The organism is Pseudomonas sp. NPDC090208 (genome assembly GCF_044746785.1).
In the GTDB taxonomy this organism is placed as follows: Bacteria; Pseudomonadota; Gammaproteobacteria; order Pseudomonadales; family Pseudomonadaceae; genus Aquipseudomonas.
The window spans coordinates 140236-160757 of the sequence record NZ_JBIVCU010000009.1 but is presented as its reverse complement, the minus strand read 5'-3'; the positions used below and the strand labels follow the sequence as shown (position 1 = coordinate 160757).

The following is a 20522-nucleotide window of genomic DNA, read 5'->3' as shown; positions in this document are numbered from 1 at the left end:
ACACCGCAATCGCGAGCAAGCTCACTCCTACAGATGACTACTACAGCACGGCAAAAGCGCCGTGATTTAGTCGCCTATGGCACTTTTTTCGTCATCGAGCGCGTGATTCACTGGGTTTCCTCTGCCGAACGGACCGGAGCCCGCCCATGAATCTGCATCAGTTCGCCGAAACCCACGAAGTCAGCAATCAGCCGCCTTCTCTGGATGGTACCAACCTCTACCGCATCGACCTGCCGCTACAGGAGTGGTCGCAGCGTTTCGGGGCGGGCTGGGCGCAGAGCCGGATCGATGCCTATGGCGCACTGGCCGGCGGACCGTTGATGGAGGCGGGTTTTCTCGCCAATCAGAACAAGCCGGTGTTCGCCAGCCATGATCGTTATGGACACCGCATCGATCTGGTGGAATTTCACCCGGCGTATCACCAATTGATGAAAACCGCCGTGGAACACGGCATTCCATCGCTGCCCTGGACCGATCCGCGCGAAGGCGCCCACGTCGCCCGCGCAGCCATGAGCTACTTGCACAGCCAGGCCGAGGCGGGCAGCGGCTGTCCATTGACCATGACCTTCGCCAGCGTCCCCGCATTGCGTTTGCAGCCGGACCTCGCGCAAGCCTGGCTGCCGAAAATCCTCGCCACCGAGTACGACCCGCGTAACGTCGGCATGGCGCACAAGGCCGGCGTGACCATCGGCATGGCCATGACCGAAAAGCAGGGCGGCACCGACGTGCGTGCCAACACCACCCGCGCGTACCCGGTCGGTCAGCCGGGGCCGGGACAGGCCTATGAACTGGTCGGCCACAAGTGGTTCTGCTCGGCGCCGATGTGCGATGCCTTCCTGACCCTGGCGCAGACCGACAAGGGCCTGACCTGCTTTCTGCTGCCGCGCCATCGCCCGGACGACACCCGCAACGAGTTCTACATCCAGCGCCTGAAAAACAAACTGGGCAACTGGTCCAACGCTTCCAGCGAAGTCGAGTTCCGTGGCGCGCTGGCGTGGATGGTCGGCGAAGAAGGGCGTGGCGTGCCAACCATCATCGAAATGGTCGCCATGACCCGCTTCGACTGCATGACCGGCTCCAGCGCGCTGATGCGTCAGGCGCTGACCCAGGCCGCTCACCACTGCGCCCATCGGCGGGTCAGCGGGCGTCTGCTCAGCGAGCAGCCGTTGATGCAGAACGTGCTGGCTGATCTGGCCCTGGAAAGCGAAGCCGCACTGGCGCTGAGCCTGCGCATGGGCCGGGCACTGGAGCGGCTGGACGATCCCCACGAAGCGCATTTCGCCCGGCTGGTGACGGCGGTGGGCAAGTATTGGATCTGCAAGCGCGCCCCGGCCATGATCAACGAAGCCGCCGAATGCATGGGCGGCGCCGGTTACGTCGAAGACAGCATCCTGCCGCGCCTGTACCGCGAAGCCCCGGTCAATTCGACTTGGGAAGGCTCCGGCAACGTGCAGTGCCTGGACGTGCTGCGAGCGCTGTCCAAAGAGCCCGGCGTGCTCGATGTGTTGTTCGCCGAGCTGGGCGACGGTCATGGCGACAAGCGCCTGGCTGCGCACATCGAACAGTTGAAAACCGCGTTCAAGGACACTGGCGACATTCAGTATCGCGCCCGTCAGCTGACCGAAGACATCGCCGTCGGCTTGCAGGCCAAGCTGCTGCTGGAGGCGGGCAATGCGGTGGTCAGCGACGCGTTCATCGCCGGTCGTCTGCAACAGCCAGGGCGAGTGTACGGATCGTTGCCGCGCGGGGTGGATGTCGAAGCGTTGGTCGCGCGCTCCTCGCCGCAGATCGCCTGATCTTCCCCGCCTTTGGGATATCTGCTCGGCGACACCGCTGGCATGCCAGGCCTGTATTCCCTGTGGGAGGGAGCCCTGCTCGCGAAGACGGCAGATCAGACACTGCGGTAGTGACTGAAACGACGCTTTCGCGAGCAGGGCTCCCTCCCACGGCCTTTGGCCAGAAGCCAAAATGGCGCGGGCAGTGTCGATGTCACAACCCCTGCATCAGTTCGTGCCTTCCCCCCGACTTGCAGGCAAGATGGTGACGTGCAAGATCAGAAGGATGCGCATCGTGACTGAAGCCTTTGTTGTCGTAGAAACCGCCGAGCAAGCCGTGGACCGGCTCGCCGAGCTGCATGGACGTGCCACCACTGCCCTGAGCCAGGCGCTCAAGCGTTACCTGAAAGACCGTGTCGAGCCGGACGCCGCCGAGCGCGAGCTGTTCCGTTATCCTGAACTGCGACTGACCTATCACTGCCAGGGCGAAGTGCCGCTGACCACCCGCGCCTACGCCAAGGTCCAACTGCCGGGCACCTACAGCGTCACCGTGACCCACCCGGCGGCGTTCCGTAAATACCTGATCGAACAACTCGTGCCGCTGATGAACGACTTCACCGTGACGGTGGAAGTGGGCGTCAGCGAGCAGAACATTCCGTACCCCTACGTGGTCGAGCAGGGCGACGAACTGGCCGGCACCGGCGTGACTGCCGCCACCCTGGCGCGGGTCTTCCCGAGCACCGACCTGTCTGCCGCGACCGACGGCATTGCCGACGGACTGCATGACTGGGCCAACACCGATCCACTGCCGCTGGCGCTGTTCGACGCGGCGCGGGTCGATTTCTCCCTGCGCCGTCTGGTGCACTACACCGGCAGCGACTGGCGCCATGTGCAGCCGTGGATCCTGCTGACCAACTACCACCGCTACGTCGACCAGTTCATCGTCCATGGCCTGGAGCGTCTGCGCGAAGACCCGCGTTTCGTGAAGATGGTGCTGCCGGGCAACGTGGTGGTCGACAAGAGCATGGACCGCGCCGAGGCTCAGGCCATCGTCGCCAGCGTGGTCTGGCACCGCTACCAGATGCCGGCCTATCACCTGATCGCCGAAGACGGTCACGGCGTGACCCTGGTCAACATCGGGGTCGGCCCGTCCAACGCCAAGAACATCACCGACCACCTGGCCGTGCTGCGTCCGCATTGCTGGCTGATGATCGGCCACTGCGGCGGTCTGCGGCAGTCGCAGACCATCGGCGACTACGTGCTGGCCCACGCTTACATGCGTCGCGACGGCATTCTGGACCGCGTGCTGCCGCCGAACATCCCGATTCCGGCGCTGGCCGAAGTGCAACTGGCGTTGCAGGAATCGGCGGCGCAGATCACCGGCGAGCGTGGCGAAGACCTGAAAAAGCGTCTGCGCACCGGCACCGTGCTGACCTACGACGACCGTAACTGGGAACTGCGCTGGGCTCAGGAGCGTCCGCTGATCAACCTGTCCCGCGCCGTGGCGGTGGACATGGAAAGCGGCACCATCGCTGCCCAGGGTTATCGTCTGCGGGTGCCGTATGGCACGCTGCTGTGTGTGTCGGACAAACCGTTGCACAGCGAAATCAAGCTGCCGGGCTCGGCCAACGCGTTCTACGAGCGCGCTGTCACCCAGCACTTGAAGATCGGTATCGCCGCGCTGGACCTGATGCGTACCCAGCTCAACTCGCTGCATTCGCGCAAACTGCGCAGCTTCGACGAGCCGCCGTTCCGTTAATGGATTAGGCATTTATGTAAAGGGCCACTAAAGTGGCCCTTTCTGTTTCTGCGTTCCGAGTCAACATGCCCCGTCCACCTCGTCCTCCTTCACGCCGCCCTCAAACCGATCGCGCCGCCGCGCCCCGTCGTGTCGCCAAAGCACCGCCCGCCGAACCTCGGCTGATCCTGTTCAACAAGCCTTTCGACGTGCTGACGCAGTTCAGCGACGGCGAGGGGCGGGCGACGCTCAAGGACTTCATCGACATCCCCGGCATCTACCCGGCAGGGCGGCTGGACCGTGACAGCGAAGGCCTATTGCTGCTGACCAACGACGGGCAATTGCAGGCGCGGATTGCCGACCCGAAACACAAACTGGCGAAGACGTACTGGGTGCAGGTCGAAGGCGAGCCCAGCGAAGAGCAGCTGCAAAAACTGCGTGATGGCGTCGAGCTGAACGACGGCCCGACCTTGCCAGCCCAGGCCCGGCAACTGGACGAGCCGGAGCTGTGGCCGCGCAACCCGCCGGTGCGTTTCCGCAAAAGCGTGCCGACCAGTTGGCTGGAACTGATCATCAAGGAAGGCCGCAACCGCCAGGTCCGCCGCATGACCGCCGCCGTCGGCCTGCCGACCTTGCGTCTGGTACGGGTACGGATTGGTGACTGGACGCTGGACGGGCTGGATCAGGGGCAGTGGCGGGAAGTGCCGGCGAAGTTGTAAAAAACATACCCGGCGGGATGGCGAAAATATGGACCTGTGGGAGGGAGCCCTGCTCGCGAAGGCGTCATGTCAGCTGGCACCGATCTACTGTGGGAGCGAATTCATTCGCGAAGGGCCAGTACAGCTGGCACAGCTTTGTCGGATGGACGATTTTTCGCGAATGAATTCGCTCCCACAATGGTCCTGCGTAGCCTGAGGTCAGGGATGTTGCTCCAGCCACGCAATCACCAGACTCTTGATCACGAACGCCAGAATCCCCAGCCCCAGCACGCCAAACAGCATGATGGTGCCGAAGCGTCCGGCCTTGGACTTCTTCGCCAGGTCCCAGACGATGAAGGCCATGAAACCGACCAGTACGGTGACCAGAATGGTCATCATCCATTCTTCAAACAGTCCGGGATCCATGCTGCTTCTCCGGTGAGGGATTGAGGAGGGCTCAGCTACGCAGGTGAACCAGCGGCAGCTCGGTACTGGCCAGCACCTGGTTGAGCACGAAGCTGGAGCGCACGCTGGTGACGCCTTCGATGCGGGTCAGGTGGCCGAGCAGGAATTTCTGATAGTGGTCCATGTCCGGCACTACGACTTTCAACTGGTAGTCGGCGTCGATGCCGGTCACCAGACTGCACTCCAGCACCTGTGGCAGGTTGCGGATGTGCTGTTCGAAGTTCTCGAAGCGGTCCGGGGTGTGACGGTCCATGCCGATCAACACGTAGGCGGTCAGGCTCAGGCCCAGTTTCTTGCGGTCCAGCAGCGCCACCTGACGGACAATATAGCCGTCGTCTTCCAGTTGCTTGACCCTGCGCGAACATGGCGACGGCGACAGGCCGATGCGTTCGGCCAGCTCCTGATTGGAGATGCGCGCGTCACGCTGCAGTTCGGCGAGAATGCTCAGGTCATATCTATCGAGCTTGCTCACGATTGACACCTTTATGGGATCGATTGCGCTGAATTATTCATCCGAAGTGAAAAATTGCGCAAGAGGTGTTTCAGTCAGCAACATTCGCAATCCTGTGTCGTCCGTCCAAGCCTATTCTTTTACCCAGAATCACTGCCCGGACACAGCGTCCAGCGCGGCCCGCCCAATCAGGCCAGCCGCGGCCTCCAGCCCGACAAGGTTGACCAGGCCACCGGGCTACGCACTGTCCAGAAGACGATGCGAGGTGAGCCGGCGTCAAAAGCGTCGTGCCAGGACGAAGCATTCAAGAGAGGGCCCCTGAGCCCTCTTTTTTTATGCCTGCGATTTCTCCCTCGGCATCCGTAGGAGTGAGCTTGCTCGCGATTGCGCCATGTGAGGCACCTGTTTTTTTCCGGCAGATTGCTCTCGCGGGCAAGCGCGCTCCTACAGTTTCGTGAGCGGTGTTGCTAGAGTGCGGCGAACGGCGCTCATATAAAGCAGTCCTATCCACAGGTATCCGCGCCGCAGTGAGGAAAGCATGAACACGCGCATCTGGCGTTTGGCAGGTGTCAGTCTTCTGGCCATGAGCATCAGCGCTCAAGTGCTGGCCGACGATAACAATCAGCAACGCAACGAACAGCGTCAACAGCAGCACAATTTCGATCAGCAGCGTCAGCAACAGCAGAACCAGCAGCGCAATTTCGGTCAGGAACAGCAGCAACAACGTCAGCAGCAACAGCAGCAGTTCCAGCAACAGCAACAACGCCAGCAGGAACAGTTGCAGCAGCAACGGCAGATGCAGCAGAACCAGCAGCAGCGTTTCGACCAGCAGCGTCAGCAGCAGGATCGCGAGCGCAATCAGCAGCGCCAGGAACAGTGGCAACAAGAGCAGCGCCAGCAGCAACAACGTCAGGACCAACAGCGTCAGGAACAGTTGCAGCAGGAGCAGCGTCAGCAGCAACAACGCCAGGAGCAGCAGCGTCAGGACCAGTTCCAGCAACAACAACGCCAGCAGCAACAGCAATTGCAGCAGCGTCAGTTGCAGGACCGTCAGAGCCAGCTTCCGATCCAGAGCCGCCCCGACACCGTGAGACAGACCCAGGAGCCGCGTCAGGGTTACTACCGTGATCTGCCCCGCAACGATCAATGGCGTGCAGGCGACCGTCGCCCTGATTTCCATCCCGGCGGGCATGGCGACGGTTGGGGTTCCGGGCCGCGCTATCGTCCGGGCTACGCGATCGACCGTATTCCCGGTGGCTATTCCCGCGTGCCGTACCGCGGCAACGACTATTTCTATTCCAGTGGCTACTGGTATCGGCCGCAGGGGCAGCGTTACGTCGTGGTTGCGCCGCCGCGCGGTGTGCGCGTGCGCTATCTGCCGGATTACGCGCAACAGGTCTGGCTGGGCAGCGCGCTGTTCTTCCTCGCCGCCGGCACCTATTACACCTATGAGCAGAGTACCCAGGAGTACGTGGTGGCCGAACCGCCGCAGGGTGTCGAACCGATCTATGCGCCGGACCAATCGCAGCAGGCGGCCAATCCGTATGAAGTGACGGCTTACCCGGCCAACGGCCAGACCCAGCAGCAGTTTGAACAGGACCGCTACGACTGCTATCAGTACGCGATCCAGCAGAGCAACTTCGACCCGTCCAGCGCTGGCTATCAGCCTGCGCCGGAAGTGGTCGGGATTTTCCGTCAGGCCATGGCCAGCTGTTATGCAGGAAGGGGCTACAGCGTTCAGCAGTGACGGACTGGCTTGCCTGTAGGAGCTGGCTTGTCCTGCGAGCGCGCCGGGGTCGCGTCCGACGGAACCCGTCGTAAAACCTATGCGCGCGGTGTACCTGACACACCCAATGCGTATGGGTTTACGACTGCTGCGCAGCCGCTCGCAGGGCAAGCCAGCTCCTACAGGGTGATGCGTCAGGCAGTGGCTTGCTTCACCACTTCCTGCGGATCGGCATGCACCAGCACTTCAGCCTTCGGGAATTCGCCATGAATGGCGTCCTCCACCCGCACGCACAGGTCATGGGCCACCGACAGGGTCAGTGATCCCGGCAACTCCAGATGCAGCTGCACGAACCAGTGGTTGCCGGAAATCCGCGTACGCAAATCATGGGCCCCCAGCACGCCGGGCACGTTGCGCGCCAGTTCCAGCATGCGCGCGCTGACGTCCAGCGGCAGTTCTTCGTCCATCAGCACCGACACGGTTTCCTTGGCAATCGAGATGGCGCTCCAGAGGATGTACAGCGCAATCGCCAGACCGAACCAGGCGTCCAGCTCGGCATAGCCGAAGAAGGCCAGGGTCAACGCTACCATGATGCTGATGTTCAGCAGCAGATCGGAGCGGTAGTGCAGCGAGTCGGCACGAATCGCCGCCGAGCCGGTGGCCTTGATCACCTTGTGTTGCAGGCTGAGCAGCGCCAGCGTCAGCACGATCGACAACGCCATCACCGCCATGCCCAGCCCCGGCGCGCCCATCGGCTCCGGATGCTGGATGCGTTCGATGGCCTGAAAACCGATGAGAAACGCACTCACCGCAATGAACAGCGACTGGGCCATGCCCGACAGGGCCTCGGCCTTGCCATGCCCATAACGGTGATCCTCATCCGCTGGCCGCAGCGCGTAGTGCACCGCCAACAGATTGAGCAACGACGCCGCGCCGTCGAGCAGCGAGTCGGTCAGACCGGCCAACAGACTGACCGACCCGCTCAGCCACCACGCCACGGCCTTGATCACAATCAGGACAATGGCGACCGCCAGCGATGCCCGCGTCGCCAGACGCAACAGACGGGCATGTTCGGGACTGCTGCTCATGGCGCTTCCTTCACTGCAAACATGAAATACCTCACCGTGGGGACATCAGGCGGAAGGCACCAGACCCAGCGAGGCCAGTTGCTGTGCGCTGCCCTTGTGCTGGATCAGACGCGGATCGTCCAGCGGCAGACTGCGACCCAGCTCGGTCTGCAGAATCGCCTGCAGCTTGGCGTTATCCACAGTGCCGTCGGCCTTGATGGCAGGTTGCAGTTTTTGCGGATCGATCTGCGCGTGCTTGCCGTTGGGCAGGTAGATCGCGCCAGTGGCGAAGTCGACCGCAAAGGCGATCACGCCGGGGATGATGTAGAACAGCAGGCCGATGGCATCGAGCACGACAATCGCCGGATCCATCCGACCGCTGCCTTGAATCTGACCACGACGGTCAGGGTAGAAAATACTGCCGCAAGCGGTCAGCTGAGCCAGCAGGCTGCCAATCAGCACGCCGCCGATCAAACGGGTTGGAATACGCATGGAAGTCTCCTCAGGGGAAGTCGCAACTATACAAGGTAAGTGCGTAACCAATAAGACTATGCAATGGGGCGGACGGTTCTGTGAGCGGGTAAACAAAGCGTTGCTGCTACAGGCTGACTGGCGCTGTAAGAAGAGCCTGGAGCTGGACGAATGGAGATTCTCTGCCTGCGTCGCTCCCTAGGGAGCATTTCTCCACTTCAGCCACTCGGTCAGTGTTGCTGGAACCCTGTCATGGACGGTGATCCAGGCGTGTAGTACCGGATCGATCCATCTGATGATCTCCAGGAGATCTCGATGAATTTCGAACAATGGCTGCCAGAGCAACGGTTCGTGATGGAAGCAACGGTTGCGCAACTCTCGTCCTTTATTCAGACGCGCTCTGATGTTGTCCGGCTTGCGCATGTTCTTTGGGCAATGGTGGAAGACCCGCATTAGCGGCTTGGACAAGTTCATTATGTTTGTCCGATTGAACAGTGATGTCCAAAAGCCAAAGCTGAGCTCGGCGACGATGCTGTCAGGGGTGATCTCGACCCTACGATTACGCAATCCCTTCCTGGCCTCATTGACGTTCGAGTAGAGCGTCCGAAGTCCGATATCCTCGGCAGTGTGCCATTCTTCGTACCAGTCGGCTCGACAGTAGGCCAAGGCCATTTCCCTCTGGATGCCGTTACGCAGTGCGACCTCAAGGACATGGAAAATCGACACCAGAGCCTCGGCGACTTTCATGTTGTGCACATAGGCTTCTACTGCCCGAGCGTGCTTGCCATCCGTGCTTTTCAGGTACCGGGACATCCTTGGAGTGGACAGCTTCTCCTCCAGTGTTTGCCAAACCATCGAGCTCCCTCTTGATGCATGTGCGTTCTGGCTGATCTTTGACGATGGCCAATGGGCGACATGCTGCTGGTTGAAAGCGATCTGTTGGGGCTAAAGATGTCTTGGTGTTCACAAACTTTTTTCTTGGTGTATCAGGCCGTGAGCAGGTTACATCTTGCAAGTTGACGCTCTATCTCAATGTGATAAGTTTTCGTCGCCGCCCTGATCCCTCCACTCCCGCGCAACTGAAGCGGTGACGAGCCCAGGTTCTGTGAAAGCCCCGCTTGCGGGGCTTTCTCTATTCTGGAAGGCCGCGCTTCTCGCTGGCACCACAGGCAAGCCGTCTCCACTGCCGGCTTCGAGGCGGCGATCTGTTGCCGTTATACTGCCCGGCCTGTCCGGGAGCCCCCATGAATTCTCTACCCATCGATGCCGTCCTGCCTGCCTTGCGCCAGGCCCTTGCCGAACGTGATGAAGCGGTGCTTGAAGCGCCGCCCGGCGCGGGCAAGACCACCCGTGTGCCGCTGGCGTTGCTGGGCGAGGCGTGGCTGGCCGGGCAATCGATTCTGATGCTGGAGCCGCGGCGGCTGGCGGCGAGGGCGGCGGCTGAACGGCTGGCCAGTGAGCTGGGCGAGAAGGTCGGCGAGACGGTGGGTTACCGCATTCGCCTCGACAGCAAGGTCGGGCCGAATACCCGTATCGAGGTCGTGACCGAGGGCATTCTTACCCGCCGTTTGCAGGACGATCCGTCGCTGGAAGGCGTGGGCTTGCTGATTTTCGATGAATTTCACGAGCGCAGTCTGGACGCTGATCTTGCTCTGGCACTGAGTCTAAATGGCCGGGCGCTGTTCCGTGACGAGCTGCCGCTGAAGATCCTGCTGATGTCGGCGACGCTGGAAGGCGAGCGTCTGTCGCGGTTGCTCGACGATGCGCCGGTGGTCAGCAGCGAAGGGCGGATGTTTCCGGTGGCGATGCAGTGGGGGCGGCCGTTTCAGCCCGGTGAGTTCGTCGAGCCGCGGGTGGTGCAGACCGTGCTGGACGCGCTGGGCAATGACTCCGGCAGCCTGCTGGTGTTTCTGCCGGGGCAGGCGGAGATTCGTCGGGTCCATCAGCAGTTGGCCGATGCGCTGGGTGAGGGTGGGGATGTCATGCTCTGTCCGCTGCATGGCGAACTGGACCTGAACTCCCAGCGCGCCGCCATCGAACCGGCGCCCAAGGGCAAACGCAAGGTGGTGCTGGCGACCAACATTGCCGAAACCAGCCTGACCATCGACGGCGTGCGCGTGGTGGTCGATGCCGGTCTGGCGCGGGTGCCGCGTTTCGACCCGGGCAGCGGCATGACTCGTCTTGATACTCAGCGTGTTTCCCGCGCCAGTGCCACCCAGCGTGCCGGGCGGGCGGGGCGGCTGGAGCCGGGTGTGTGTTATCGGTTGTGGTCCGAAGCGCAGCACGAGCAACTGGCAGCCTACGGCACGGCGGAAATTCTTCAGGCGGATCTCGCCGGATTGGCGCTGCAACTGGCGCGCTGGGGCGTGGAGCCGACGCAACTGGCCTGGCTGGATGTGCCACCGACAGCCGCGTATGCCCAGGCGCAGGACCTGTTACTGCGCCTCGGCGCCCTGAGCCGCAATCCCGGCGAAGACTGCAAACTCACCGCCCACGGCCAGGCCATGGCCGAGCTGCCAGCCCATCCACGGATCGCCCATCTGTTGCTGCGCGGTCAGGAACTGGGGCTTGGCGCGCTGGCCTGCGATGTCGCCGCGCTGTTGGGTGAGCGCGATATTCTGCGCGGCGCCGGTGCCGATCTGCACAGCCGTCTGACCCTGCTGGCGGGCACCGAACGGGCTGCGCGCGGTGCTCAAGGCGGCGTGCAACGGGCGAAGCAACTGGCCCGCCAGTACCGCGGCTACCTGAGAGGCACGCCAAAGCGGGCAGTCGCCGACCCTGATCACCCGCGCTGGCTCGGCGCGCTGCTGGCGCTGGCCTACCCCGACCGTGTCGCCCAGCAACGCAAGGCCGGTGGTGCCGAATACCGTCTGGCCAATGGCCGTGCCGCGCTGTTCGCCGAGCCGGATGCGTTGATGAAAGAGCCGTGGCTGGTGATCGCCGATCTCGGCAGCCGTCAGGACCAGCGTGAAGAGCGGATTTATCTGGCCGCAGAATTCGACCCGGCATTGTTTGATTCAGTACTGGCCGAGCAAGTGACACAGATCGACCAGATTGACTGGGACGAGCGCGAAGGTGTGTTCCGCGCCGAACGTCAGCGCAAGGCCGGCGAGTTGATCATCAGCCGCGAACCGCTGACCGGGCTGGACGATTCGGCGCGGGCTCAGGCGCTGCTGGCGCTGGTCCGGCGCAAAGGCCTGGAACTGCTGCCATGGACCCCGGAGCTGCGTCAGTGGCAGGCGCGGGTCGGTTTGCTGCGTCAGCTGGATCTGCAAAAACAGGACGCCAGCGAATGGCCGGACGTCGGCAACGACGCACTGCTGGACACGCTGGAACACTGGCTGGCGCCGTATCTGGGCAAAGTCACCCGGCTCAGCCACTTCGCCAACCTCGACCTGTCGTCGATCCTGCACAATCTGCTGCCCTGGCCGTTGCCGCAGCGGCTGGAAGAACAGGCGCCGCATCACCTCAGCGTGCCGTCGGGCTCGTCGGTGCGGCTGGATTACAGCGAACACCCGCCGATTCTCGCCGTGCGCCTGCAAGAGCTGTTCGGGCTTGCCGACACTCCGCGCATCGCCAATGGCCGGCAGATCGTCAAACTGCACCTGCTCTCGCCGGCCCGGCGCCCGGTGCAGGTCACTCAGGACCTGGCCAGCTTCTGGAACAACACCTACGCCGAGGTGAAGAAAGACCTCAAGGGCCGCTACCCGAAACACTATTGGCCGGATGACCCGTTGGTGGCCGAGCCGACCGCGCGGGCCAAGCCGCGCAAGCCCTGATCCAGAGCCGCCGCCATCACGCCTCTGGCTAACAGCGGCTAACAACGGATAACGAGCGCTTAACCGCGCAAGGTTTCATCCTGCAGTCTCGGTGGATTGACGATTGCAAAGGGAACCGATCATGTCCCAGGGGTATCACGGCGGCTGCGTCTGCAGTGTGGACCGGCCCAGTAACGATGAGCTGAGTGCGCTGATGGCCCGCGTGGCCGTGCGCGGCGAGGGGGCGTCCGACGCCTTGCTCGTGGCCGTGGCGCCGCTGTTGACCGCATTTTTCGAGGGCCAGGTGCAGGCCGGTCGTGCGCGGCGCGAGGATCTGGACAGCTGGGTGCGCGAGGCCGGCGGCGCGTTATATCGGCGCCGTTCCGGTTATGACGCGACACGACCGTTTCGTGCCTGGTTGCTGGACATCGCCCGCGAGCAACTGCTCGATTATCTGCACAGCCATGCCGATATCGCCCAGTCCCTGTTGGCCGACGCATCACCGGCCTGTCTTTTTGAGCCCGCCCGGGCTGTTTGAGTGATGGCCGCCACGCGCCTTCGTTTACCAGGAAGTGCTCGATGATCAAGGTTGAAAAGGTTCTCTACACCGGCCACACCCATACCACCGGGGGGCGCGACGGGCTGGGGCGCAGTCTCGATGGCCGGCTGCAACTGAAACTCACGCCGCCGGGAGCGCCGGGCGACGGCACCAATCCCGAGCAACTGTTCGCGGTCGGCTGGTCGGCCTGTTTCATCGGCGCGCTGCGCCATGCCTGCAATGCGCGCAAGATCGGCTTCCCGAGCGAGACGGCGGTCGATGCGCAAGTCGATCTGGTTCACGGCGAGCAGGGTTTCTTTCTGCAAGCGCGGCTTGAGGTGTCGCTGCCGGGGCTTGAAACGGAGGTCGCGCAGCAATTGATCGATGCCGCTCACCAGAACTGCCCGTATTCCAAGGCGACTCGGGGCAATCTCGGTGTCAGCATCCGTCTGGTCTGAGGGTGCGACGGCCTTCACAGGACCGTTCTGTCAATCAGGAGAGCAAAGTCCTACACCCTTGATCGCCCAAGCAAAACACCTATCATGCAGGGACCTCGCGCCAGACCGGCCATCCGGCGCACTTTTCCTGACAATGAGAGCGATCCTTGTGGAGTCAGCCCCGGACGACCTGCACGAGTCACTGATCCTGCGATTCGCCTTCGGACCCTTCTGCGTGGTCCCCGGTAAACGCCTGCTGACTCGCGATGGCGCCGCGCTGGACATCGGCGGGCGGGCGCTGGATCTGTTGATCGCACTGCTCGAAAACCCCGGGCGCGTGCTGACCAAGCGTGAACTGCTCAAGCTGGTGTGGCCCGACATCGTGGTCGAAGAGGGCAGCCTGCGTTTCCACATGACCGGGCTGCGCCGCCTGCTCGGCGATGGCGAGGACGGTGCGCGCTACATCGCCACGCAAGTGGGAGTGGGCTATGCGTTCGTCGCGCCCATCGAGCGTTCTCCGGCAATGCCGCAACCCCCTGTCACCGCGAGCCCGCCACAGGCCGAAGGCAAACGCTTTGCCAGCGCGGTCGGCAGCCTGCCACCGCGGGCGAAGTTGATCGGTCGTGAGCGTGACGCGCAACAGATTACCGATTACCTGCTGGAGCCCTGCCTGTTCACCCTGGTCGGCGCCGGTGGCGTAGGCAAGACCAGTCTGGCGGTGGAAATCGGTCACCGTCTGAGCGCTGGCGGCCAGGTGCGTGTGCGCTTTGTCGATCTGGCCCAGGTCGAAGAAGCAGCGCTGGTGCCGTCGGCGCTGGCCGGTTCACTGGACATTCCGGTGCAGGCCAAAGATCCCTTGTTCGTACTGCTGGCGCATTTGCGCACGCAACGCCTGCTGCTGATCATCGACAACTGCGAGCATGTGATCGACACGGTGGCCGCCATTGTCGAGCAGATTCGCGACAGTGCCCCCGGTGTCGGCGTCCTGGCTACCAGCCGCGAACCGTTGCGGGTACGGGGCGAACAGGTTTACTGGCTCAATCCGCTGGCGTTTCCCTGTGAGGCGCAGTTGTTGAGTGTCGACGAGTTGCTGGCGTTTCCGGCGATCAGCCTGTTCGTCGAACGGGCGCGTTCGGCCAACGCTTCGCTGACGCTGCAACTCGACGAAACCCGGCTGATCGCCGACATGTGCCGACGCCTGGAAGGCATGGCGTTGCCTATCGAACTGGCAGCGGTGCGGGTGGCGTCCCACGGTGTTCACGCCACCCACGCGCTGCTCGGCGAGCGTTTTTCCCTCGGCTGGGCGGGGCGGCGTACGGCGTTGCCCCGTCATCAGACGCTGCGGGCGATGCTCGACTGGAGCTACGACCTGTTGTCGACCGATGAGCGTCTGGTGTTCGACCGCCTTGCGGTGTTCGTCGGGCCGTTCTCGCTGGAAGCCGCGTCGCAGATCGTCGCCGATGAGCGGATCGATGCGTTCGAAGCCGCCTCGACCGTGGATGAACTGGCGGCCAAAGGCCTGGTGACTGTCGACCACAGTGAGGCACTGGCGAGTTATCGCTTGCTGGAGATGACCCGGGCCTACGCCCGGGAAAAACTCGTCGCCCACGGCGAAGCCGAAACCCACGCACTGGCGTTCCGGCACGCGGCGTTCTTCATGGATTTGCTTGGTCGTCTCGGCACCTCGCCTGCGGAAATCTTCGACAACTCGGCGCGTCTGGCCAATCAGCTCGGCAACGTCCGGAGCGCGCTGGAGTGGAGCTTCGGTCCCAACGGCGACCCGGGGCTGGCCCTGCCGCTGGCGGCGGCGAGCGCGCCGTTGTTCCTGCATTTTTCCTTGCTGGTGGAGTGCCGGACCTGGTGCGCACGGGCCACGGAATTGCTGGAGCTCGGCTACTTCGGCACGCCGACCGAAATGGAACTGCAAGCGGCGTTGGGACTGGTGCTGATGTTCACCGAAGGCAACAGCGAAGCCGCGCAGACCGCCTTGTTGCGGGCGCTGGACATTGCCACTGCGCTGGCCGATCACTGCTCGCAACTGCGCCTGCTCGGGCGGCTGCAGATCTTTTACGAACGCATCGGCGACTTTCCGTCTTCGCTGGCCTGGGCGGAGCGTGCGGTCGAGGTGGGCGCGATCATCGGCAAACCGGCGGCGATTGCGGTTGCGGCCTCGTTGGCCGGGATTTCCCATCACTTGCTGGGCAATCAGCCGCTGGCGCGTCAGGAGCTGGAAACGGCCTTGCGCAACAGCTTGCCCTCGGAACGCAGCAGCACCGTTCACTACGGTTTCGATCACCGCAACCGCACCGGCCTGGGGCTGGCGCGCACGCTGTGGCTGCTGGGTTTCCCCGATCAGGCACGGGCCTGGGCCGCGCAGGTCGAGGCCGAGGCCTTTGCGCTGGATCACGCGGTGACGTCCTGTATCGCGCTGGTGTGGACGTTGTGCATCTATATCTGGACCGGTGATCTGGACAAGGCGCGCATCGGTCTCGACCGCTTCAGCCAGATCGCCGAGGCCAACGCCTTCGGGCCCTATATGGCGGCGGCCATGGGCATCCGTGGCGCCATCGCCATTCGCGCCGGTGAGCCCGGCAACGCCGTGGCCCTGCTGGAAGAGAGCCTCGCGCGCTTGCGTGGCATGCGTTACGAACTGCTGACCACGTCGTTCGAGATATCTCTAACCGAGGGGCTGATCCTCAATGGCCAGTACGACAAGGCACTGGCGCAAGTGGAGCACACGCTTGAACACTGCCGCCGCAGCGGTGACGGTTTTGCCTTGCCAGAGTTGTTGCGGCTCAAGGCCGGAGTTGTCCGTTTGCTGAACCCCGACGACCTCGATGCGCCGTACGCGATTCTCGACGAAGCCCTGACCCTGAGCCGTCAGCAAGGCGCCCGCGCCTGGGAACTGCGCATCGCCATGAGCGTCGCCACCTTGCACCTGGAGCAACAGCGCCCGGCAGAAGCCAAGGCACTGCTGAGCGCCTGCCGCGAAGGCGTGACCGAAGGCTTCGATACCCTTGACTGGCGCAAGCTGGAGGGGCTTTGGGAGCGGGTTTTGTTGTTGGGGTGAGGGGGGTGATTGAGGGTTGAGGGTTGTGCTGGCTGGGCTGGCCTGGCCTCTTCGCGAGCAGGGCTCCCTCCCACAGGATTTGAGGTGTCCGGAAGTCTTGTGTCAGACACCGACCGTGGGAGGGAGCCCTGCTCGCGAAGGCTGACTGACAGACGCCGCCAAACCCGCACCTGATCCACACATGCCGTCACACCACCAAAAGCAGGCTCCCTCCCACAGGATCTGGAGGTGCTCGGAAGTCTTGTGTCAGGCACTGACCGTGGGAGGGAGCCCTGCTCGCGAAGACTGACTGACAGGCACCGCAAAACCCGCACCTGATCCACACATCCCGTCACACCACCAAAAACAGGCTGCTCCCGCCGTGAACTAGTTTGGAATTTCAACTATTCACACAAGGCCTGCCACATTGTCTGATCTCTCTCATTCCCAAAGTCTGCGCGATGGCCGATTTTCTGAAACCGGGCAAATTTACATGGTCACTTCTACGGTTGTGGATAGGCGGCCGGTGTTTTCAGATTGGCGAATTGGACGTTTGCTGGTCGCAGAGTTGAAGGATGCGCAAGAGCGCAATCTGGCCAGATCCCTTGCCTGGGTCATCATGCCCGATCATTTTCATTGGCTACTCGAACTGCAGCAGGCTGATTTGAGCACTTTGCTTCAGCAGGTCAAGTCCAGAACCTGTAAGGCCGTCAACAGAGCGACAGGCTCTAGAGGCAGCCTTTGGCAGGATGGTTTTCATGACATTGCCGTGCGGGAAGAGGACGATTTGGTTAAGTTTGCCCGTTATATCGTCGCGAACCCTCTCAGGGCGGGGTTAGTCAGTCGGCTAGGGGATTATCCATTGTGGGATGCCGTCTGGTTGGGCGATCAGGCCGGATGACAGCAGCGCGCTAGCTGACGTCTTCGCGAGCAGGGCTCCCTCCCACAGGGTTTGAGGTGCCCGGAAATCTTGTGCCAGACATCGACCGTGGGAGGGAGCTCTGCTCGCGATGGCGTCCCTCCTGCCACCAGAACATCACCTGACCGACAACTCCAACAAAGCCGCCATCTTCACCAGATCCGCCACGGAGCGGGCTTTCATTTTGCGCATGACTTTGCCGCGGTGGGCTTTGACGGTGATTTCGCTGATGCCCATGTCCGAGGCAATGACTTTGTTCAGGCGGCCAGCGACGACCATGGACAGTACTTCCTGTTCGCGCGGGGTGAGGGTGGCGTAGGCGTCGCGCAGGGCGCGCAGGTCGCCTTCGCGTTCCAGCGCGGCGCGGCTGCTGTCCAGGGCCTCGCTGATGGCGCGCAGCAGCACTTCGTCGTCGAACGGTTTGGTCAGGAACTCCACGGCGCCCGCTTTCATCGCCCGCACGGTACGTGGGATATCGCCGTAGCCGGTGATGAAAATGATCGGCATGTCCGGGCGTTCGTTGGCAATCGCGCTCTGCAAGTCCAGGCCGTTGAGGTCCGGCAGGTTGATGTCGAGCACCAGACAACTGGGCACCCGCGGCCTTGGCTGATCGAGAAAGGCCTGGGCGGAATCGAGTAACTGCGGCTCCCAGCCGGAAAAGCGGATCAGCAGCTCCAGCGACTCGCGCACGGAGATGTCGTCGTCGACCACGAACACGATGGGCGGGGTTTCAATCATTTCGGCGACTCTGGGGTTGAGGGCCAAGCGTGGGACATGACTCAACATGCCACCTCCTTGCGAATTCGCGAATACATTCAATTGACCGGCAGCGCTGCGCTCAGGGCCTTGAGCAGGGCGGCCTCGCTGAACGGCTTGAACAGGCATTCCACCGCGCCTTGGGCGATCAGGCGCGGCCGTTCGGCAGCGTCGCCGTGGGCGGTGATGAAGATCACCGGAATCCGGTAGTCGCGCCGGATCAGTTCCTTGAGCAGATCCGGCCCGGACATGCCGGGCATGGCGACGTCGAGAATCAGGCAGCGCGCCTGATCCAGGTACTCGGAAGCCAGAAACGCCTGGGCCGAGGAGAACGCCTGCACGGCAAAGCCGAATTCCTTGATCAGGTCCGGCAGCGCCTCGCGTACGGACTCGTCATCGTCGACCACGCAGACCAGTAAATCAGCGTTCATGGCCGATCCTCCAGGGCCTGAGTCAGCTCCGACGAGTCATCGGGCAACGGCGCCAGGGCAAAGCGGAAGGTGGCGCCGGGGCCATCGTCGTTGAGGCTGGCCCACAGACGCCCTTCGTGGTTTTCGATGATCGAGCGACTGACGGAGAGGCCGATGCCCATCCCCGAACTCTTGGTGGTGTAGAACGCGTTGAACAGCTGCTCGGCGTCCTGGGTGTCGAAACCGGGGCCGTTGTCCCTGACCGCCAGATAGACGCCGAGCGTTGCGTCGTGCCCGGTCATGACCTGCATGTGCCGCGAGCGGCTGGTTATTTTATTCATCGCCTCGGTGGCATTCAGGATCAGGTTGAGGATGACTTGTTGCAGTTGCACGCGATCACCCTTGACCGCGGGCAGGTCGTCGACAAAGTCCGGATGCAGCAACACGCCGTTGCGCTGCAGCTCGCCCAGCAGCATGGCAATCACCTCTCGCGCCGCCTCGTTGAGGTCGACGTTTTCGATGGTGATGCTCTTCTTTGAAAACAGCGCCCGCAGGCGGTTGATCACGTCGGAGGCGCGGTTGCCGTCGCGAATGGTGCGGCGTGCGGTTTCCAGGGCGCCGCTGACGTTCGGCGGATCGGCGCCGAGCATGCGCAGGCAGGTGCTGGCGTTGGTGATGATGCCGGCCAGCGGCTGATTGACCTCATGGGCAATCGAGGCGGTCAGCGTGCTCAGGCTGGCGACCCGGGCCAGATGCGCCAGCTCGGAACGCACCTTGCCCAGCGCCGCTTCGTTGCTCGCACGGTCGATGGCGATACTGGCGAGGTGGGTGAATTGCGCGATCAGGTTCTGCTGCGCGGCGGACGGTGTCCCTGGCCGGCGGTAATGCATCGACAAAATGCCACAGACCTCGCCATTGGCCGAGCGAACCGGGGCCGACCAGTTGGCCCGGAAGCCATGGCTCAGCGCAATCACGCACCAGTGCGGCCAGCGGTTTTCAAGGTTCAGGTCAGCGACGATCACCTGATGATTGTCGGTGGCGGCAATGCCGGCCGGGCAGGGCGCCGAGTCCACCGGATGGCCGTCGGCATCAGGGATCAGGTCCGCCGGCACATGGGGGGCAGCGCCGGGCAGCAGGCGTGGGGTGGGACGTGGCTCGGGGTAGCGACGCTGCTGATCCACCAGCAGAATGCTGCCCACGCAGCCGTCGAAGGTGGCTTCGAGCAGTTCGCACAGGGCCTCTAGAATCTCCGTCAGCGACGAGCCGCCGGCCATCAGGCCGAGCAGGTGTTTTTCTCCGGAGAGCAGCATTTCCGCGCGCTTGCGGTCTTCGATGTCGGTGTTCTCGCCGTACCAGCGCACCAACTGGCCGGACTCGTCGCGCTGGGGCACGGCGCGGATCATGAACCAGCGATACACACCGTCGTAGCGCCGCAGTCGCGCTTCGTACTCGCCCGCTTCGCCGGACTGCAACAGGCCGTACCAGTAGGCGCCGAGGGCGGCGGTGTCGTCGGGATGGATGGAGGCGGTCCAGCCAATGCCGGTGGCCTGCTCCAGCGTCATGCCGGTGTAGTCGCACCAGCGCCGGTTGATGAAGTAGACGTCGCCGTCGGGCGCGGCGCTCCAGACGAAACCGGGCACCGCGTCGATGATGTCGCGCAGGCGGTCTTCCGAGGCGCTGACCTCGGCCAGCGCTTGGGCGATCAGGGCCTTGTCGCGCTTTTGTTCGTCGATATCGACATGAATCACCCACCAGCGGGTGATGCGTCCCTGTTCGTCGCGCATCGGCAGGCCATCGGCGACGAACCAGCGATAGACGCCGTCGGCGCGACGGATGCGTTGTTCCTTGCGAAAGGGCTCGCCGGTGCGCACTGAATGCTGCCAGCTGTCGCCGACGCTGCGCCGGTCTTCGGGGTGGACGACCGTCTGCCAGCCCGCCCGCAATGCGGCCTCGCGGGTGCAGCCGGTGTAGGTGCACCAGCCCTGGTTGACGTAATCGACGCTGCCGTCGGCCGATGCGGTCCATGCCACACCCGGCAACGCGTCGACGACGCGGTCGAGTTGATTGTCCATTGCGGTCCTGTATCTGCGGTCGCCGTTCAAGAAGGATGCGCCTGGAGCGGGCGCGCGCCCATCATACTTAGGTGTCGCACGCCGCGGAAACCGTGGCGTCGCGGATCCGCGAGCGGCGGGCGATACCTTGGTGTTATCGCGCATCGGCGGCCATTCTGCTGTGATCCGTTGCCGGTCCGAGGAGCCCTCCGT

The 20522-nt window shown here is 63.2% G+C and carries 17 protein-coding genes and 1 pseudogene; 9 read left to right on the top strand and 9 right to left on the bottom strand.

Translation table 11 applies throughout. The annotated features are described in order from the left end of the window. The first annotated feature begins 146 nt into the window (after positions 1-146). The 3 genes from ACIPL0_RS16595 to ACIPL0_RS16585 all read left to right on the top strand — a co-directional run bounded on the left by ACIPL0_RS16595 (position 147) and on the right by ACIPL0_RS16585 (position 4232). Positions 147-1796 carry an acyl-CoA dehydrogenase family protein gene (locus tag ACIPL0_RS16595; protein WP_400597571.1) on the top strand — a complete coding sequence of 550 codons (1650 nt, stop codon included), beginning with the start codon at positions 147-149 and terminating at the stop codon, positions 1794-1796. A gap of 241 nt (positions 1797-2037) precedes the next feature. Next, a complete protein-coding gene (amn, locus tag ACIPL0_RS16590; RefSeq protein WP_400597754.1) occupies positions 2038-3534 on the top strand; it encodes an AMP nucleosidase in 1497 nt (498 codons plus the stop codon). A gap of 65 nt (positions 3535-3599) precedes the next feature. Next, positions 3600-4232, top strand: coding sequence for an rRNA large subunit pseudouridine synthase E (locus ACIPL0_RS16585; RefSeq protein WP_400597572.1), 633 nt, complete (start codon positions 3600-3602; stop codon positions 4230-4232). A gap of 198 nt (positions 4233-4430) precedes the next feature. Here the strand turns inward: ACIPL0_RS16585 and ACIPL0_RS16580 are convergent, their stop codons facing one another. From ACIPL0_RS16580 to ACIPL0_RS16570, 3 genes and pseudogenes are all read right to left on the bottom strand, one after another. After that, positions 4431-4637: a DUF2788 domain-containing protein gene (locus ACIPL0_RS16580; protein WP_400597573.1), complete on the bottom strand. Its 207-nt coding sequence runs from the start codon at positions 4635-4637 to the stop codon at positions 4431-4433. A 31-nt stretch (positions 4638-4668) separates the two neighbouring features. Continuing rightward, positions 4669-5148 (bottom strand): Lrp/AsnC family transcriptional regulator, encoded by a 480-nt coding sequence (locus tag ACIPL0_RS16575; protein WP_400597574.1) that lies wholly within the window; start codon positions 5146-5148, stop codon positions 4669-4671. Positions 5149-5623: 475 nt separating this feature from the next. Beyond that, a pseudogene (locus ACIPL0_RS16570) lies at positions 5624-6160 on the bottom strand (hypothetical protein); the annotation flags it as partial. On the opposite strand from ACIPL0_RS16570, the gene ACIPL0_RS16565 reads away from it, so the two are divergent. Further along, the gene (locus ACIPL0_RS16565; RefSeq protein WP_400597576.1) at positions 6062-6874 is read left to right on the top strand and encodes a DUF6515 family protein; all 813 of its coding nucleotides are present in this window, start codon (positions 6062-6064) and stop codon (positions 6872-6874) included. The pseudogene ACIPL0_RS16570 and the gene ACIPL0_RS16565 sit on opposite strands and share 99 nt — an antisense overlap. Positions 6875-7047: 173 nt before the next feature. Here ACIPL0_RS16565 and ACIPL0_RS16560 read toward each other — a convergent pair whose 3' ends face one another. The 3 genes from ACIPL0_RS16560 to ACIPL0_RS16550 form a co-directional block, all read right to left on the bottom strand. Further along, positions 7048-7941, bottom strand: coding sequence for a cation diffusion facilitator family transporter (locus tag ACIPL0_RS16560; protein WP_400597579.1), 894 nt, complete (start codon positions 7939-7941; stop codon positions 7048-7050). A 45-nt stretch (positions 7942-7986) separates the two neighbouring features. Beyond that, on the bottom strand, positions 7987-8412 hold the full coding sequence (locus ACIPL0_RS16555) for a polyribonucleotide nucleotidyltransferase (protein WP_400597581.1): 426 nt from the start codon (positions 8410-8412) through the stop codon (positions 7987-7989). A gap of 177 nt (positions 8413-8589) precedes the next feature. After that, positions 8590-9246, bottom strand: coding sequence for a hypothetical protein (locus tag ACIPL0_RS16550; protein ID WP_400731553.1), 657 nt, complete (start codon positions 9244-9246; stop codon positions 8590-8592). A gap of 389 nt (positions 9247-9635) precedes the next feature. Here ACIPL0_RS16550 and hrpB point away from each other — a divergent pair, with 389 nt between their 5' ends. The 5 genes from hrpB to ACIPL0_RS16525 all read left to right on the top strand — a co-directional run bounded on the left by hrpB (position 9636) and on the right by ACIPL0_RS16525 (position 17074). Beyond that, on the top strand, positions 9636-12170 hold the full coding sequence (gene hrpB / locus ACIPL0_RS16545; RefSeq protein ID WP_400597584.1) for an ATP-dependent helicase HrpB: 2535 nt from the start codon (positions 9636-9638) through the stop codon (positions 12168-12170). A gap of 121 nt (positions 12171-12291) precedes the next feature. Then, positions 12292-12687: a hypothetical protein gene (locus ACIPL0_RS16540; protein ID WP_400597586.1), complete on the top strand. Its 396-nt coding sequence runs from the start codon at positions 12292-12294 to the stop codon at positions 12685-12687. 41 nt (positions 12688-12728) lie between these two features. After that, entirely contained in the window at positions 12729-13145 is a 417-nt protein-coding gene (locus tag ACIPL0_RS16535; protein WP_400597588.1) for an organic hydroperoxide resistance protein, read from the top strand. A 148-nt stretch (positions 13146-13293) separates the two neighbouring features. After that, positions 13294-16194: an ATP-binding protein gene (locus tag ACIPL0_RS16530; protein ID WP_400597590.1), complete on the top strand. Its 2901-nt coding sequence runs from the start codon at positions 13294-13296 to the stop codon at positions 16192-16194. 406 nt (positions 16195-16600) lie between these two features. Beyond that, complete coding sequence (locus tag ACIPL0_RS16525) at positions 16601-17074, top strand: REP-associated tyrosine transposase (protein ID WP_400597592.1); 474 nt, start codon at positions 16601-16603, stop codon at positions 17072-17074. A 135-nt stretch (positions 17075-17209) separates the two neighbouring features. Here the strand turns inward: ACIPL0_RS16525 and ACIPL0_RS16520 are convergent, their stop codons facing one another. The 3 genes from ACIPL0_RS16520 to ACIPL0_RS16510 all read right to left on the bottom strand — a co-directional run bounded on the left by ACIPL0_RS16520 (position 17210) and on the right by ACIPL0_RS16510 (position 20330). Further along, on the bottom strand, positions 17210-17830 hold the full coding sequence (locus ACIPL0_RS16520; protein ID WP_400597756.1) for a response regulator transcription factor: 621 nt from the start codon (positions 17828-17830) through the stop codon (positions 17210-17212). A 77-nt stretch (positions 17831-17907) separates the two neighbouring features. Beyond that, on the bottom strand, positions 17908-18279 hold the full coding sequence (locus ACIPL0_RS16515; RefSeq protein ID WP_400597593.1) for a response regulator: 372 nt from the start codon (positions 18277-18279) through the stop codon (positions 17908-17910). After that, on the bottom strand, positions 18276-20330 hold the full coding sequence (locus tag ACIPL0_RS16510) for a PAS domain-containing protein (protein WP_400597595.1): 2055 nt from the start codon (positions 20328-20330) through the stop codon (positions 18276-18278). The genes ACIPL0_RS16515 and ACIPL0_RS16510 overlap by 4 nt, the downstream gene beginning before the upstream one ends. Positions 20331-20522 lie beyond the last annotated feature (192 nt).

Coding starts and splice junctions, on each gene's coding strand:
- ACIPL0_RS16585 (WP_400597572.1), top strand. CDS start 3,600: ATGCCCCGTCCACCTCGTCCTCCTTCACGCCGCCCTCAAACCGATCGC.
- ACIPL0_RS16515 (WP_400597593.1), bottom strand. CDS start 18,279: ATGAACGCTGATTTACTGGTCTGCGTGGTCGACGATGACGAGTCCGTA.
- ACIPL0_RS16510 (WP_400597595.1), bottom strand. CDS start 20,330: ATGGACAATCAACTCGACCGCGTCGTCGACGCGTTGCCGGGTGTGGCA.
- ACIPL0_RS16520 (WP_400597756.1), bottom strand. CDS start 17,830: ATGATTGAAACCCCGCCCATCGTGTTCGTGGTCGACGACGACATCTCC.
- ACIPL0_RS16580 (WP_400597573.1), bottom strand. CDS start 4,637: ATGGATCCCGGACTGTTTGAAGAATGGATGATGACCATTCTGGTCACC.
- ACIPL0_RS16535 (WP_400597588.1), top strand. CDS start 12,729: ATGATCAAGGTTGAAAAGGTTCTCTACACCGGCCACACCCATACCACC.
- ACIPL0_RS16550 (WP_400731553.1), bottom strand. CDS start 9,246: ATGGTTTGGCAAACACTGGAGGAGAAGCTGTCCACTCCAAGGATGTCC.
- hrpB (WP_400597584.1), top strand. CDS start 9,636: ATGAATTCTCTACCCATCGATGCCGTCCTGCCTGCCTTGCGCCAGGCC.
- amn (WP_400597754.1), top strand. CDS start 2,038: ATGGTGACGTGCAAGATCAGAAGGATGCGCATCGTGACTGAAGCCTTT.
- ACIPL0_RS16595 (WP_400597571.1), top strand. CDS start 147: ATGAATCTGCATCAGTTCGCCGAAACCCACGAAGTCAGCAATCAGCCG.
- ACIPL0_RS16555 (WP_400597581.1), bottom strand. CDS start 8,412: ATGCGTATTCCAACCCGTTTGATCGGCGGCGTGCTGATTGGCAGCCTG.
- ACIPL0_RS16540 (WP_400597586.1), top strand. CDS start 12,292: ATGTCCCAGGGGTATCACGGCGGCTGCGTCTGCAGTGTGGACCGGCCC.
- ACIPL0_RS16560 (WP_400597579.1), bottom strand. CDS start 7,941: ATGAGCAGCAGTCCCGAACATGCCCGTCTGTTGCGTCTGGCGACGCGG.